The sequence below is a fragment of the Vibrio azureus genome (genome assembly GCF_002849855.1).
GTDB classification, from domain to species: Bacteria; Pseudomonadota; Gammaproteobacteria; order Enterobacterales; family Vibrionaceae; genus Vibrio; species Vibrio azureus.
The window spans coordinates 1925675-1941152 of sequence record NZ_CP018616.1; the positions used below are offsets into that span (position 1 = coordinate 1925675).

The 15478-nt window shown below is 41.0% G+C and carries 9 protein-coding genes; 1 reads left to right on the forward strand and 8 read right to left on the reverse strand.

The annotated features are described in order from the left end of the window. Positions 1-16: 16 nt before the first annotated feature. Complete coding sequence (locus BS333_RS08740) at positions 17-979, reverse strand: chemotaxis protein CheV (protein ID WP_021711313.1); 963 nt, start codon at positions 977-979, stop codon at positions 17-19. Between the two features lie 180 nt (positions 980-1159). Beyond that, positions 1160-2377, reverse strand: coding sequence for a sugar metabolism global transcriptional regulator Mlc (mlc, locus tag BS333_RS08745; protein WP_021711314.1), 1218 nt, complete (start codon positions 2375-2377; stop codon positions 1160-1162). Positions 2378-2652: 275 nt separating this feature from the next. Here mlc and pyk point away from each other — a divergent pair, with 275 nt between their 5' ends. After that, positions 2653-4095, forward strand: coding sequence for a pyruvate kinase (gene pyk / locus BS333_RS08750; protein ID WP_021711315.1), 1443 nt, complete (start codon positions 2653-2655; stop codon positions 4093-4095). Positions 4096-4191: 96 nt separating this feature from the next. On the opposite strand, the gene BS333_RS08755 is transcribed toward pyk, so the two are convergent. From BS333_RS08755 to BS333_RS08785, 6 genes are all read right to left on the reverse strand, one after another. Then, complete coding sequence (locus tag BS333_RS08755; RefSeq protein WP_152428737.1) at positions 4192-4590, reverse strand: hypothetical protein; 399 nt, start codon at positions 4588-4590, stop codon at positions 4192-4194. A gap of 91 nt (positions 4591-4681) precedes the next feature. Further along, complete coding sequence (locus tag BS333_RS08760; protein WP_152428738.1) at positions 4682-5497, reverse strand: winged helix-turn-helix domain-containing protein; 816 nt, start codon at positions 5495-5497, stop codon at positions 4682-4684. Between the two features lie 1143 nt (positions 5498-6640). After that, a complete protein-coding gene (locus BS333_RS08770; RefSeq protein ID WP_021711918.1) occupies positions 6641-8311 on the reverse strand; it encodes a carboxylesterase family protein in 1671 nt (556 codons plus the stop codon). 340 nt (positions 8312-8651) lie between these two features. Then, entirely contained in the window at positions 8652-11222 is a 2571-nt protein-coding gene (locus tag BS333_RS08775) for a hypothetical protein (RefSeq protein ID WP_039990954.1), read from the reverse strand. A 397-nt stretch (positions 11223-11619) separates the two neighbouring features. Then, the gene (locus BS333_RS08780; protein ID WP_021707847.1) at positions 11620-12333 is read right to left on the reverse strand and encodes a hypothetical protein; all 714 of its coding nucleotides are present in this window, start codon (positions 12331-12333) and stop codon (positions 11620-11622) included. A gap of 295 nt (positions 12334-12628) precedes the next feature. Further along, positions 12629-15220 carry a hypothetical protein gene (locus tag BS333_RS08785; protein WP_021707848.1) on the reverse strand — a complete coding sequence of 864 codons (2592 nt, stop codon included), beginning with the start codon at positions 15218-15220 and terminating at the stop codon, positions 12629-12631. Positions 15221-15478 lie beyond the last annotated feature (258 nt).

Sequence of the window (15478 nt, forward strand, 5' to 3'; positions counted from 1 at the left end):
GTATATAACGCTTAGCTTAAGCCTTTAAATCACTCGCTTGTAACACCTGACGTAAACGCTCTTGAGCTACTTCGACCAGCAGATCTGGTTGAAATTTGGAAATAAACCTATCACAGCCTACTTTTTCGACCATCGCTTGATTAAAACGACCACTTAACGAGGTATTGAGAGTAATAAACAGTTTTGACATACGAGAGTCACTACGAACTTCATGAGTCAATTTGTACCCATCCATTTCTGGCATTTCTGCATCGGTAATCATCATGAGTAATTCTTGATCAACTGCTCTACCCTCGTCACACCAACGTTTAAGTAATGTTAATGCCTCCAAGCCGTCACAGCATTGAATGATCTCGACCCCAAGTTGAGACAGTGTATCTCGAACTTGATTACGCGCAGTAGAAGAGTCATCAACAATGAGGATCTTGCGACCGATCATAGCTTGAGATAAATCCCGGTCTAATACATCCTCTGAAATGGTCACATCGTAATCAATGATCTCGGCCAATACTTTTTCAACATCAATAATTTCGACAATTTGGGACTGTTGCTGATCTTTAACTTGAGTGATTGCAGTTAAATAGTGAGCACGACCTGCAGTTGCAGGAGGCGGCTGAATTTCTGTCCATGCTGTATTAATAATGTTACGCACCGGTCCGACGAGAAAACCTTGCACTGAGCGGTTGTACTCAGTAATGATCAAGTTTTCTTCTGTGGCTTCTCCTCTTAGAGGAGGAAAACCAATCGCACTGCGTAAATCAATAACAGGCACGGTTTCACCGCGTAGTGACGCCACTCCACGGATATTATGGTGACAACCAGGCAGCTTTGTCATTGGTGGTAGTTTAATGACTTCTTTGACTTTAAAAACGTTAATTGCAAACAACTGCCGGCTGTTCAACGTAAACAGTAACAACTCTAGACGGTTTTCACCAACGAGATTGGTGCGCTGATCAACGCTATTTAATACCCCAGACATAGAAATACCTAATTAATATATTGCCTAACAGATGAAATTTACAGCAAGGTGCTGAATATAGCAATGTCTATACCCAAGTGACCTCAAGATGCTTGTTTCAGAGCGAGGCCACTGAGTTGAATTCAAGAAAAGTAACGAAGTGGAATAACTGATAGATTACTTGGTTTCATCAATGCTGACTTACCCTTCAACGACCTTCATCAGTAACTGACCATCATAAAGTGCTTGTTTAATCAGTGCAGCTCCAGGCATGGTGGCTTGTTTGTAAAAACGGGATTCCACTAATTCTAGATCTTGATGATAAACCGGCAAACATTGTGCCTCTATACAATGACGAATCGCTGGATAAAGCACCTCTTTTGCTTGGTTAATCACACCACCTATCAACACTTTCTCTGGGTTGAACAAATTGATCACAATGGCAATGGCTGAGCCTAAATAACGCCCAAGCTTTTCTATGACATCCACCGACAGAGGGTCCCCCTTTGCGGCAGCATCACATATACTTTCTATACTCATTTCTTCCTGCTCTGCTAAGCAAGAGTACTCACCATCCGAAATTCGCCTAACCACTTCTTTTCGAATGGCTTCAGAGCTAGCCACCGTTTCTAGACAACCGATATTCCCACAATGGCAACGTCGTCCATTTGGATCAATTTGAATATGCCCTAATTCTCCGATATTCCCATGCCGTCCTTGTAGTACTCTGCCATCAAGAATAATGCCTGCCCCTAAGCCATGATGGATGGAAATAAGAATCGAATTATCATTTTCTTTTGAGTGACCAAACAGCTTTTCAGCCAAAGCCCAGGCGCGTGTGTCGTTCGCAATAAAGACAGGCAGGCCCGTTGCTTTGTATATCTCTGGACCTAAAGCTAAGTTCTTGACGTTGTAATGCGGCATTTGCAAGACCACACCCTGCTCAGAGTTGACTAATCCAGGCAAGGTAATGGCAATGCTAGTGACACGATCCAACTGACTGGAATAGGTTTGAAAAAACTCGTCAATCTCGTGAAGTAAGCGGGCTAATACATCTTCCTGCTCACGTTCATGAATATCAATTTTGGTATCAATAAGCACATCACCGCCTAGCTCATGCAGTGCAATGGTCAAATACCCTCTTCCAAGACGCATGGATAAAAACTGCCACCCCACATGATTGACTTGCAACCCGACGGCTGGGCGTCCGCGACTGATGGCTTCCTGAACTGTTGTTTCATGAATCAAATGTGCTTCAATCAGTTCACGAGTAATTTTCGTAATACTTGCGGGAGCGAGTTGGCTTTCTTTGGAAAGGTCAATTCGAGAGATTGGACCTTTTAAGTCAATTAATTTGTATACACGACCAGCATTGACCTGTTTGATATGATCAATATGGCCCGGTTGAGCCATGTACATCTTGTACTCCAACATTCCATAACTGGGTAATTTTTTTACTTTGCGAAGTAATTGTGAAGCGCCTTAATGAATCTCCGTGACCCGCATCACGTATAAAATGCTTTGTTTGTGTATTCAATCAAATAACCAAAAAGCATTTACGTTAGAATTATTTACTAATATACCCAAATGACCTCAAGATGCTTGGGTATATTGATACTCAAGTAATTTTAACTCAAGCCTTGAGCGCAATATTTTATTGAGCCTAACTGTATTTGAAGATTATCGGAGAAGCTATGACCGCACTACTAAGAAGAACAAAGATTGTCACCACACTAGGGCCATCAACCGATAAAGGCAATAACCTTGAAGAGATCATCAAAGCGGGTGCTAATGTAGTACGAATGAACTTTTCTCATGGTACCAGAGAAGATCATATAAACAGAGCCAAACAAGTCCGTATTATTGCACAAAAATTAGGCCGCCAAATTGCTATTCTCGCGGACTTACAAGGTCCTAAAATCCGAGTGTCTACATTCAAAGACGGTAAAGTTCATTTAAATGTCGGTGACCAATTTACATTAGACAGTGATCTCCCAGCGGGTCAAGGCACACAACATTCGGTTGGTCTAGACTACACCGCGTTACCTCAAGATGTCGCCACTGGTGATATTCTCCTACTCGATGATGGCCGTGTACAGTTACAAGTCACGGGCGTCCACGGTAACCAGGTTCAGACTCATGTTACCATTGGTGGTTGGCTATCAAACAATAAAGGGATTAACAAAAAAGGCGGCGGTTTATCTGCAGACGCATTAACTGAAAAAGATAAAGCCGACATTACCACAGCCGCAGAAATGAAAGTGGATTATCTCGCCATTTCATTTCCCCGTAATAGCCAAGATATGCACCATGCTAGAGAACTGGCAAAGCAAGCTGGCCTAGATGCCAAATTGGTTGCAAAAATCGAACGTGCAGAAACTGTCGCTAATAATGCTTCCATCGATGACATAATCCTCGCTTCCGATGTCGTCATGGTCGCTCGCGGTGATTTGGGGGTTGAAATCGGAGATCCTGAACTGATTGCAGTCCAGAAAAAGCTGATCAGACGCGCAAGAACACTCAACCGAATCGTCATTACGGCGACACAAATGATGGAGTCCATGATGACCTCCCCGATGCCAACTCGAGCGGAAGTCATGGATGTCGCAAATGCAGTACTGGATGGAACCGATGCTGTTATGTTATCCGGTGAAACCGCTGCAGGGGATTATCCTGTCGAAACCGTTAAGTCAATGGCAGAAGTGTGTTTAGGCGCAGAAAAGATGTCGGAAGCAAGTCTTTCAACCTATCGTTTGGAGCAAACCTTCTCCAGTGCTGAAGAGACTATCGCTATGTCCACGATGTATGCTGCAAACCACATGGAGGGTGTAAAAGCCATGATTGCATTGACAGAATCGGGCCGAACAGCACTGATGATGTCACGTTTAAGTTCAGGGTTACCTATCTTTGCTTTGTCACGTAATCAATCAACCTTAAATCGTGCGGCACTGTATCGAGGTGTTACACCAGTATACTTCGACTCAAAAGGTGAAGCTGGACTAACAACAGCAAACAGAGCAATCTTAACCTTAAAAGCTCAAGGCTTACTCGATGATGATGACTTAGTGATTATTACTCAGGGCGATATCATGGAGACAATCGGTTCAACAAACTGTATGCGAATTTTATCGGCATAATTTTATTATTTTCGCACACATATACCCAAGTGACTTCTAGATACTTGGGTATATAATTGGGGATATTGCCAACTAAAACAAAAAAAGAATACAAACTTACTCAGTATGCGAAGCTCGAGAAATGAGTCTAGGATGTCCAAATAATCCGCCACTGACTAGCACCACGTTTTCACTGAAGTATTCAATTGATATTGGAGGGTGCCGCCGAGTTTTTAGGTTCATGATCTTTTGTGAGATATCAAAAAAGTGCCGTTGATAAAAATCATCATTAAGCGTTTCATTAATATTTCTAACGTCAATATCATACGAACAAAATTCAAACTGATTGTTATTTTGTTCGGTGATATTTGCTTCAAAAGTCACTAACATCGCATTATCACTCGCTGGCTCATTATATTGAACAACACTGAACTGACGGTTGTGAAACTCTAACGTGCTTAATGATTTTAGTTTTATCTGATCACCTATGCTCTCAAAAACTTTAAAATTATACATGTGCTTCAATGGCAGTCGATTACTTTCAGGTTCATCGATAGAATATAAGGTCATTGATAATATAAAGCTACAAAGAACAGCTATATGTCGCTTACTGAAATGGTGAAAGAATTTCCTTGATTTTTTCAACTTCAGTACCCCTTGGTAATATATAATTATTAGAATATAAAATGCCAACTGATTTCTCTAGGGAATATGAGAAATATATCCTGCTATCATTCACTTGATAAAAAATAACCATATCTTGGTTTAACATGGTCAGTAATTTGCTCAAATAAACAGGGATCGTGTTTTTTTTATTAGTTATGAGTGTCACTGATGCTTGGTGATCACTAGTGATATGACTTTTTCTGTATTTAAAAGAAATAAATCCAGAACTAAAATAATCTTCACCACGAAAAGCCTCATACTTAAGATATTTCTCATATACTAAATAACTACTAAATATCAAGTTTGATATAATTAATGTAATACAAAGAAGCGAACTTTTAGCCCAAAAGAAAGCTGAGTTCGACTCTGAATCCTCAGAACTTTCACTGGGGGTTAAAAGGGCCACTTGGTTATCTAAGAAAACATTTAATGGTGTATTAATGCTGTAACCTAAGCCTCGGTGAGCCTTAATTTCCACTTCAACTTCAACTTCAGACAACGCTTTACGTAATAATGAAATACTCCTCTTTATAGACCCTTCAGTAACAACCTTGTTTTTCCATACCTCTCTGAAAATTTCATCTTTGGTTACCATTTCACCATGATTTTTCAGTAGTAATAATGCAAGGTTAAGCTCGTTAGCTTGTAAACTCGTCTTTTTATCTCGGTAGGTGACTGAACTTTCGCCAATATCAAATTTCACATCCACAAAAGATACCTTAATATCAAAGCAATTCCATTTTTCTTGGGCAATCATACCTGCACTAATTAAACCGAGCAAATAAAAGTATCATTTATTATTACAGTTTTTTAATTTGTATGAAAACCAAACAATAACATTAATTGAAATAATGACAATACGAATAATTAAACATCATACCATTAATTAGCTAATTTAGAGATTGTTAAATAACCACCCCTTAACACAAAGGCTATAACAATATGATTTTAATGGGGACTACATTGTTCCGGATGATGCATTTAAAATCATAAAAAATATGACAAACCCTCAAAAACCAAAAAAATTAATTGAAAAAAATCGATAATAAATTAAATTAAATTACGAAGCCCAATTTATAATAAAAATAAAACTAACCAATATTAAAAAGTAACTTATAAGCAGTTATAAGAGCAGAATTAATTGTGAAAATGACATAATTGGCAGTTAAAAAGACAAAACCAATGAATAAATGTGAATAAAATGAGTATAAGCATATACCCAAGTAACCTCAAGATGCTGCGTTCAGCGAGATGACCTTAACTCTCAGGCGCGGCAACGATTCGAAGATATAGTGGCTCTACATTGAGAATCGTTAACAAAGTCTGAGAGTTAAGGCCGCTCGCCCTTTGGGAGCGTGTCACTGAATCAAGCATCTTGAAGTCACTTGGGTATAACATTATAGACGGAAAGTAATTGTTGATATTATATACTCAAGTTAATCTGTCTAACGTGACGACCTTAGGAGAGTCTCTCTGAAGTCACTTCAGTATACAGCCTTCAATCTAGCAGTGTTTTCTTGATGATAATGAATCTCTATGATATCTGTGCTCAACTAAGCGGCCTCTAGAGTGCTTAAACGTCAGCCCAGAATTACCAATATTTGTTCTTCTTTGCCTAACAATAAGTTCTTCGAGACTTTTTGCTAACGAGATTTTTTTACGGATATTTTCAAAAAAACACGAGAATGACATAATTTTATACCACACAGGGGCTATATAAGGCTTAACGGTAGATATTGGACAGACCATAACACCCAAGATCGCCTTAGAGCACTACGCACTGTCAAGTAAAAGAGAGATACCCATTTGACCCTAGGGGGCTTGTCTCAAAGCAATATGACCGAGTCATATTTGGGTGCTATGGCAACGACCCAGTAACAGCCGTTGCCATAACAAGAAGTTAACGGCTCATGATGGCATTAACTTGTGAACAGATATCTTTGTTCGTGGCATGATCCCAATCTTTAGCATCAGAAAAATAACCATCTGCAGTGAATACCGTCATGTTATCTTTATCCACAGAGTAAGGCTTGAACGTATCTGCTTTTAACCAATTCGACATCAAAATATCCTTTGCAACATGATCTTGCACAGAGAATGTTGTTGGTCCAGAAACCGCGTTCACTTCATTACCGAAGATAAATGACAGCTCGGCACCGTGGCATGATGTTTCAGATGGCAAACATGTTTTAGAAAAACTTTCGACGTAGTAGTCTGGCCATAGAGAGAAACCCGGTTGGTAATTAAATTGGTACAGCGAAGAATGCGAACCGTTTGCTGCTAAGTTTTTAGCCACGTTTTGAGATGAACACATAAACAAAACCTGATTCATCAATTTACGAGCATTTGCCTTACGTTTCTCAGCATTACTGCTCCAGATTGATAAGTGAAACTCTGGGATATTACGTAACTGCTTACCCTTGTCACCACCAAAGAATAAATCGATTAACTGGTTATAACTCCCAGCAAAGTTAAGCAAGGCATCAAACGGTGCAACAAAGATGTTTGACTCATCTTTATTAAAGCCGACGGTGACATCAACACCCTCTACTTTTTTCAGGTCACTCGGCTGATAAGGAACCGTTTCACCATCAATGTAAGGTGCCCAAGACAACAGGCCCGATGTTTTTGGTGTAATTGTGGTGAGATTGTTCATTTGAGTTAAGGCAGCCTTCATCTCAGCTTGAACTGCAACAATGTCTTCAAAAGGAACCGTTTTAATGTCCTTATCACTACCAAGTTTGTCTTTAACTTTATCGGCTAACCACTTTGCCGATTGAGCGTCTTTGTATTTCACGCCATACGGATTACTCTCCATGATTGCACGTTGATATAGGCGGGCATTTTGTTGGTCATCCATCAGTTGAATACCAATTGACATGGCCCCAGCGCTTTCACCAAATAGAGTTATATTCTCAGCATCCCCACCAAAACTTTCGATATTATCGTGGATCCATTCAAGCGCTGCTTTTTGGTCTTGTATACCGTAGTTACCAGAGTGATGCTCGTTGTATAAACTGCCTAAAATACCTAGACGGTAGTTAAGGCTGACTAGGATAAACGGATTGTCTTCGTCGGCATTTTTAGCCACGATATTATTACCGTCAAATTGCTTGACTGAACTCGAACCTAGCTCAAATGCACCACCGTGAATGAAGACGTACACTGGAAGTTTAGCTACTTTAGTATTACTAGCTGGACGCCAAACATTCACATTTAAGCAGTCCTCACTTTGCGTTTCTTGGACAACCCCGTTCGCAGCCATAGTGTGTGGGACTTGTGGACAAATATCGCCTACTGAAGTCACTGCATATTCATGACCCGCTTGATAATGATAAGTTTGCGGAGCCTGGAATCGTTCAGCCGTCGCATACTTTATACCCAAAAAAGACTCAACGGGAGAAGAGTGATTCTCAGGTTGCGTTTCAAGACCAGTCAAAACGGCGCCATCAATTTCAACCGTCGGTGAATTTGAAAATAGTTCATGATTGACATCAAGCGTTACTGCTTGAGCTGAAGAAAGGCAAGCTAAGCAGCTCAACCACACTGTATTTATAGAAAAGTTTTTCATTATTTTTTATCTATGCTTTTTTGACACCCAAACAGCCAAATTATTGATGATAATTCAGCTACTGTCTTTCGCCGTATTGATAGTGAATATGGCGGGATTAATATGCAATGTAACACCTGCTAAAGAAAGGAAATCACCGTTATTTTATAATTACTGATCTTTATTGAGGTTACAGCGAGATAGATTAAAAAACTCAGTCAGGTCTTGTATCGTACAATATTTTCAAAAACATACCAAAATAGACTCAAGATACTTTGAGATAAAAAGGTCTGGCAAGCAAGCCAGACCTTTATTATGAATAGATTAATCCTATTTAGGTTAACTATTACTAAGCTGTATATTAATGTGAAGTAGGTGCATTGTACGAACCACTTTGATCAAAGTTAACGTTCTGATTCGGTCCAAGCGCTCTACAGCCCATAGATGGGAGAAGATTCAATCCATTAGATACAATCGCTGGAAACGAATATTGCTGAGAGTAGTAAAGAGACTCATTATGCACGGTATGCTCATCTATTTGCTTTGATTCACCTGCACGAACCAGAACAGAACGACCAAGACGGCTTACCAGTACATAAGCATCATATTCTGAATGATTGCTTGCGGTTAAAGATAATGAATTATAAGTTTGTGACGTATAGCCCGAACGCGCACTACAGTGCACTGTTAAATCTACAGGAACTTTCCGTGGTTTTTGCATATTCACAGCATTACGAGACACATACATATATTGGTTTTTTGAACCTTTATCACCGTTTTTCGGAAATACAATCAAATCCCCTGCGACGCTACCACCAGCACCACCACCACTCACGTCAAATACACGGCCATTTGCAATGGACGCAATCGCCATTTCTGTTTTGTTAGTCGAGGTAATGATCGACTCTTCTAGGTGAAGATCACTTTGCGCTTGGAAAGAAAACAACTGTGAGACACCGTAATCAATATCGCATCGATTGATAGTCACATTGTAATCGTTAACAGTTAAACACTGAGTATCATCAGCGACAGGACGAACTTGGAACACGTTCGTTGGGTGCGCAGTTGTTCCTTGGGCGGCAGGGACAAACTTAAACAATGTATTGACATCGGTATTGTCATTCACAGCTTGAGAAGTATCACAATCCTGGAACTTAAATTGACCACCCGTCTTCGTTAAACATCTCGGGGTTCCGTTATTTGTAAAGTTAATGATACGTTTACCACGGTCACCGACTGCAACATTAAATCGCTTCGTTTTCAGCTTATCTTCACCATTGACACGATAGTTAGCCGTCAAGTCAAGTGGCAGTACAATGTTAGCAAATCGAGGTAGGTAACTTTCAAACAGTCCACCTATTGCTTCAATACCATCGTTGACTGATGCAATATCTAAATAGAACTGGCCATCATCGGAGAATTCAACCGCTCTTGCTAGAATCTGGCTATTAATCAACTCTTCAATTGGCTTTAAACCTTGCTCGATATAACTTGGTAGATCGGGGAAATCCGCTTTAATCATTTCAATCAGTGGGTATCTCGCTGACCAAGTCACGCTTTCTAAACCCGAAATTGGGCTTTGATCAAGTGTCTCTAATGTCAAACGAATACCTGTATCGCTAGCTTGACGCTGAGCTGTTTGACGGCCTTTATTCGATACTTTGATCACAGCACCGTTAATATAAGCGTTGTTGTAGTTCACATCATTAAGCGGATCGCTGTCTTTTAATACGATTTGACTTGTGTCGGTGTTGTAGGTGACGACCGTCGCAAACTGGTTCCAATTAAAGGTTTTTTGACCCGTTGTTTCAATCTCAAATGGGACATCAGCCGTAACATGGCCGCCTTTTAGGGTTTGGTTCGTGTTGCCTACACTGATCGTTTGTTCATTGTCCGCGTCTTGCCAAACGTTCACGCCCGTTAAACGAACATTGTGACCATTAGCGATCAGGTCACACTCTTGCGATTGGGTTTGTGTCAGTACACACTCACTCTCTGGGTTAGCCGAATCGACAATACGCATCGGGGAGGCATCGAGGTAAGCGCCTTGGCCTATCATTTTAGTTTTATTGTCTGGGTCAATAAATGGAATAGGCGTATCATTATCCGTAAGTTTGTAACCGAGCGTCAAGGTAAAGAACGCTTCACTGCTCCAACCTTGCTGTGGATAAATTTCCCCAGTCACTCGATAATGGCCATCAACAACATCCACTTTTTGATTGTCTAAAACAACCCACTCCGATGTTGGCTTATCCGTATCCATGCTCTTTTCAACTAACACATGGATTGGGTCAGCAGCCAAACTGTCTGCACTACCACTTACCAAATCAAATTCTAACTCAACTTGCACTGGTGTTTTCGTCGCTAGCCACTGCTTGCCTTCTCTCATCACCGATTTGTCATTTGCTTGCTCAAATTCAGCACTAGCATTAGAAAACTCCGGGCTATCTGGAACAAGGTCATCCACTGTAAGCATGCCTCCCCAACCCGCACGCCAATCATCAGCCCCAAGGTAAACTCTTAAACCAGCGCTATGAAAGCCAACATCGGGTAAAATACATGACCATTGATTACCTTCAATACGTGTACAGTCATAGCGCTTCTCATCCGCACCATATATCTTAACGTCAATGGTTGAACCCTCGTGCCACCATGGGCCATTCGGATCATTGTCCGGATTAAGATCCGGAAAAGAATCCGGGGGCGTAACCGTAAACTTATGCCCAGGCTTGAGGCTCAAACCTTCTGGATTGATATTTGCGATACAAAAGTTACTGGGGCCGTCTGAGTTTAAGTCTACACATCGTTGAGTCGGGAGGATGTTAGTTGCTCCGTAGTTTTCGGCGATATTTTGTGTCACGCTGGCAGCATGAGATGTCGGGATACTGGCAAAACTGGCCAGCAGCGCAGCATAAATTGGAGAAAGTTTCATTTTTTTGCTCTTGTCTTTCTTGTCTTGATTGATGATGTATTACTAGGCAAAGGAGTAAGGCTTAGAGCCAAATGCTCTTTGTCTTTTGCCTTGTCACCATGCTTCTAAAAAGCCCTACCCCCCAAGACAATCAAGGTTAATTTAGATTTAGCTTTTTTCACAAAACAAATTAAAAAAACATTAATACAATACAAAACAATATGATAAGGCACAAAAATCAAAAGGCCGACTCAAATATCGAACTTGTATTTTGATTTTCTAAATTAAAAATAATAGTGAGATTTGCGGTTAGAGATAAATCTGAAACCAAAAAAAAGTAGCCGAGTTGGCTACTTATAGCAATCAGAGTCAACGCATAACATCACGTTATTACGCGAGTTATCATCTTGTACTGGCTTTAATCGTGCTTAGGCTTTTCAGGCATAGGTTTTAATAAAGCTGGCACCGTGTCAGGTTGAAGTGCACAAGTATGTAGGATATCTAAAATAAGGGCGTTCTCATCAATCACATCTTGATAAGGCTTCGTTGGTATCCCATCCAGTGCAAGATGCAGTTTTTCTGCCGTATAGCGATAGCTGTCAAGCGCTTGATTTTTCCACTGCTCAACCAATTGGATAGAACGGACAATACAGTCTTGTAATGGCACATCTTGTTGTAGATCATCAATAGTTAATTCTCCTATCCAAGAATTACGAGGTTCCAGAGGATCAACCCATAACTCTAAAGGAGCACCACTTTCAGGGAAACCTGAAGCTGGCACAGTACAGCTCCACTGATTATCGCCCATATCTTCACATTCGGTACTCCCCACCTTTCCTAATGCACGCACGCGCCTTGGTGACTCTGCCTCTTGCCATCCTTCATACGCTTCAAAAGTCGGAACTGTCACAACAAAGGGATGATCCGGCGCTAAGGTCAACCCTTTGGTTTCGATGTTTGCTGTACAGTGATCTCCCCAGTCCATAAGTGAAAAAGTCACACAATGAACGGGGTCTGGAATAGGCGAATCCTCATAGTTAGTTGTAATGTCTTGGGTAAAGGTCGCAGCTTGAGCGCCAGAAATACCAGCAAAACTCACTAGCAGCGCAGTATAGATTGATGAACGATTCATATTATTTTCTCTTGTTATTTTTGATGATTATGTTTTATTTAATAAAAGCTAGATTTAGGCACACTTAATTTACTTATGTGCGATAAATTTACATATTTACCATAAACTTAAAATCACCTTACCTAGCCCACCCACCATGCCGAACCAAACAAAAATGGCCAAGAGAATCACGGTTAATCCGTTTTTTTTGATATTTTTTTACCTACACGAGAGAAACTTTTCTCTCACATTGTTTAACCCAAAAGAGCAAAGATCCTTCTTTGCTCTCTGGGCATATTTTCTTATTACCTAACTATTATTCTGGGATTTCGGTAAAGGCGTTATAGCCTTTCTTATACTCAGAGAAGTTTTTATCTTTTCCTCTCCAAGCTTGACAAGCGCTTGGGTTGGCAGGCAATGAGAAAAAGCTATTATGTGGGTTATATTCCGGTCTAAAGCGATAGACTTGCTCCAAGCCATTGAAGCCTGTCATAGTACGGGTGTCAATTTGCTTAGATTCGCCAGCTCGGATCAGCGCCCAACGGCCACTGTAATTGATGTACACATAGGCATCATGTTTACTCTGGTTACTTGCAGAAAGCGATATCTTATTACTTTGTGAAAAATAGGATTGACTCCAAGTCTCACAGTGCATGGTCAAATCTACAGGTACCGTGACTGGCTTATCTGGCTCAGTTTGAAGTCTAAAGCGGGATACATACATATGCTGGTTGACTGAACCTTGCTCGTAGTTCTTCGGATAGACAATCAGATCATTGGCCTGACCAACGCCACCACCACCGCTGCGATCGAAAATACGGCCATTTTTCAATGAGGCAATGGTCATTTTGGGTGTATTGGCAGAAGTGATGATCGACTCTTCAAAGTGATAATCGCCTTGAGCTTGGAAAGTAAATAATTGAGCGACACCATAATTCGCATCACATTGCTGTGCCGAAACAGTATAGCCATCTTCAGCCACAGTCAGACACTGGGAGTCATCGCTAAATGGACGAACTTGGAACACATTGGTTGGGTGTGATAACGTTCCCATGGCCGCTGGAATAAACTTAAACAGCACATTTGGATCCGTCTCGTCATTGACCGCATGAGAAGTATCACACTCTTGGAAAACAAATTTTCCGCCGATATTGGTCAAACACTGAGGCGTATAATCACCACTGTTAAAGTTGATGATACGTTTCCCTCGATCACCGATGGCAATGTTGAAGCGTTTTGATTTCACTTTATCAACGCCATTAACACGGTAATGCGCGACTAAGTCTAACGGTAAAACTAGGTTGGCAAAACGCGGGAAATATTGATCATACTGGCTGCCAAGATCCGCGATCGCTTGACTAATACCATCATTGAGCGTTGCCACATCGAGATAGAAATCCCCAGATGCAGAAAACGTCGCTGAATTGGCTAAAATATAATTATTGATTGCATTTTGAACGAGGAGCAACCCTTGCTCAACCAAACTTGGTAACTCTGGGTACTGAATTTTTACAAACTCAAGCAGTGGATATTCTGCACTCCATGTTACTTGACCTTCCAAGCCAGAAATAGCATGACCATTTAGGGTGGTAAGGGAAACATGAATACCAGTATCATTCACTTCACGGCCATCTTTATGGCTGCCTGTATTACTGACTTTCGTCACGGCCCCATAGATGAAAGCGTTTTTGTAACTGACATTATTAACTGGGTTTGTGTCCTCAACGACGATATGTTCTGGATCGGTATTATACGTAATTCGAGTGCTGACATTATTCCAAGAGACGCTCTTCTGGCCTGTGGTTTCCATATCTAAAGAGAGATCTTGAGTGATGTGCCCTCCTTGCAGGGTTTGTGCTGGTTTTCCGTCAACCTTAATAGTTTGAGCTTGATCCGCATCCTGCCAAACATTGACATCGGTTAATGTTACCTCTCGACCATTCGCAAGGTAATCGCAGGTTTGTGGTAACGATTGAGTTAATATGCATTGACCGTCGGTATTGACTGAGTCCACAATGCGCATTGGAGAGGCATCGAGGTAAGCGCCTTGGCCTGTCATCCTAGTCTTATTGTCTGGGTCAATAAATGGAATAGGCGTATCGTTATCCGTAAGTTTGTAACCGAGCGTCAATGTAAAGAACGCTTCACTACTCCAACCTTGCTGTGGATAGATTTCCCCAGTCACTCGATAATGGCCATCAACAACATCCACTTTTTGATTGTCTAAAACAACCCACTCCGATGTTGGCTTATCCGTATCCATGCTCTTTTCAACTAACACATGGATTGGGTGAGCAGCCAAACTGTCTGCACTACCACTTACCAAATCAAATTCTAACTCAACTTGTACTGGTGTTTTCGTCGCTAGCCACTGCTTACCTTCTCTCACCTCCGATTTGTCATTCGCTTGCTCAAATTCAGCAGTAGCATTAGAAAACTCCGGGCTATCTGGAACGAGGTCATCCACTGTAAGCATGCCTCCCCAACCCGCACGCCAATTATCAACACCGAGGTGAACTCTTAAGCCACCGCTATGAAACCCAACATCGGGTAAAATACACGACCATTGATTACCTTCAATACGTGTACAGTCATAACGCTTCTCATCTGCACCATATATCTTCACGTCAGTCGGCGAATCCTCACCCCACCAACTTGCTACCGGAAAAGAAACTGGGGTCGTGACCGTAAACTCATGCCCAGGTTTGAGGCTTAAACCTTCTGGATTGATATTTGCGATACAAAAGTTACTGGGTCCGTCTAAGTTTAAGTCTACACATCGTTGAGTCGGGAGGATGTTAGTTGCTCCGTAGTTTTCGGCGATATTTTGTGTCACGCTGGCAGCATGAGATGTCGAGATACCGGCAAAACTGGCCAGTAACGCAGCATAAATTGGAGAGAATTTCATTCTTTTCCTCTTTGTTTCTGAATTATAAATGGTCTTATACATAAAACTATGATGAAGGTTATTTCTAAAATAAAAAATCACTATTCTAGAACCACTCAATCAATGAGGTGGGGGGGGAATTTGACAAACAAAGATAAAATAACCAAGAAAATAAAGGTTATAAACAAAAAATAAAAAGATAAAAAAGATAAAAAAGATAAAAAACAATTATCATGAACCGAATTGAAATAGGGTGTAAGCATTGATGACCAACGAGCT

Coding starts and splice junctions, on each gene's coding strand:
- BS333_RS08755 (WP_152428737.1), bottom strand. CDS start 4,590: ATGTATAATTTTAAAGTTTTTGAGAGCATAGGTGATCAGATAAAACTA.
- BS333_RS08760 (WP_152428738.1), bottom strand. CDS start 5,497: ATGATTGCCCAAGAAAAATGGAATTGCTTTGATATTAAGGTATCTTTT.
- BS333_RS08770 (WP_021711918.1), bottom strand. CDS start 8,311: ATGAAAAACTTTTCTATAAATACAGTGTGGTTGAGCTGCTTAGCTTGC.
- BS333_RS08780 (WP_021707847.1), bottom strand. CDS start 12,333: ATGAATCGTTCATCAATCTATACTGCGCTGCTAGTGAGTTTTGCTGGT.
- mlc (WP_021711314.1), bottom strand. CDS start 2,377: ATGTACATGGCTCAACCGGGCCATATTGATCATATCAAACAGGTCAAT.
- BS333_RS08740 (WP_021711313.1), bottom strand. CDS start 979: ATGTCTGGGGTATTAAATAGCGTTGATCAGCGCACCAATCTCGTTGGT.
- BS333_RS08785 (WP_021707848.1), bottom strand. CDS start 15,220: ATGAAATTCTCTCCAATTTATGCTGCGTTACTGGCCAGTTTTGCCGGT.
- pyk (WP_021711315.1), top strand. CDS start 2,653: ATGACCGCACTACTAAGAAGAACAAAGATTGTCACCACACTAGGGCCA.
- BS333_RS08775 (WP_039990954.1), bottom strand. CDS start 11,222: ATGAAACTTTCTCCAATTTATGCTGCGCTGCTGGCCAGTTTTGCCAGT.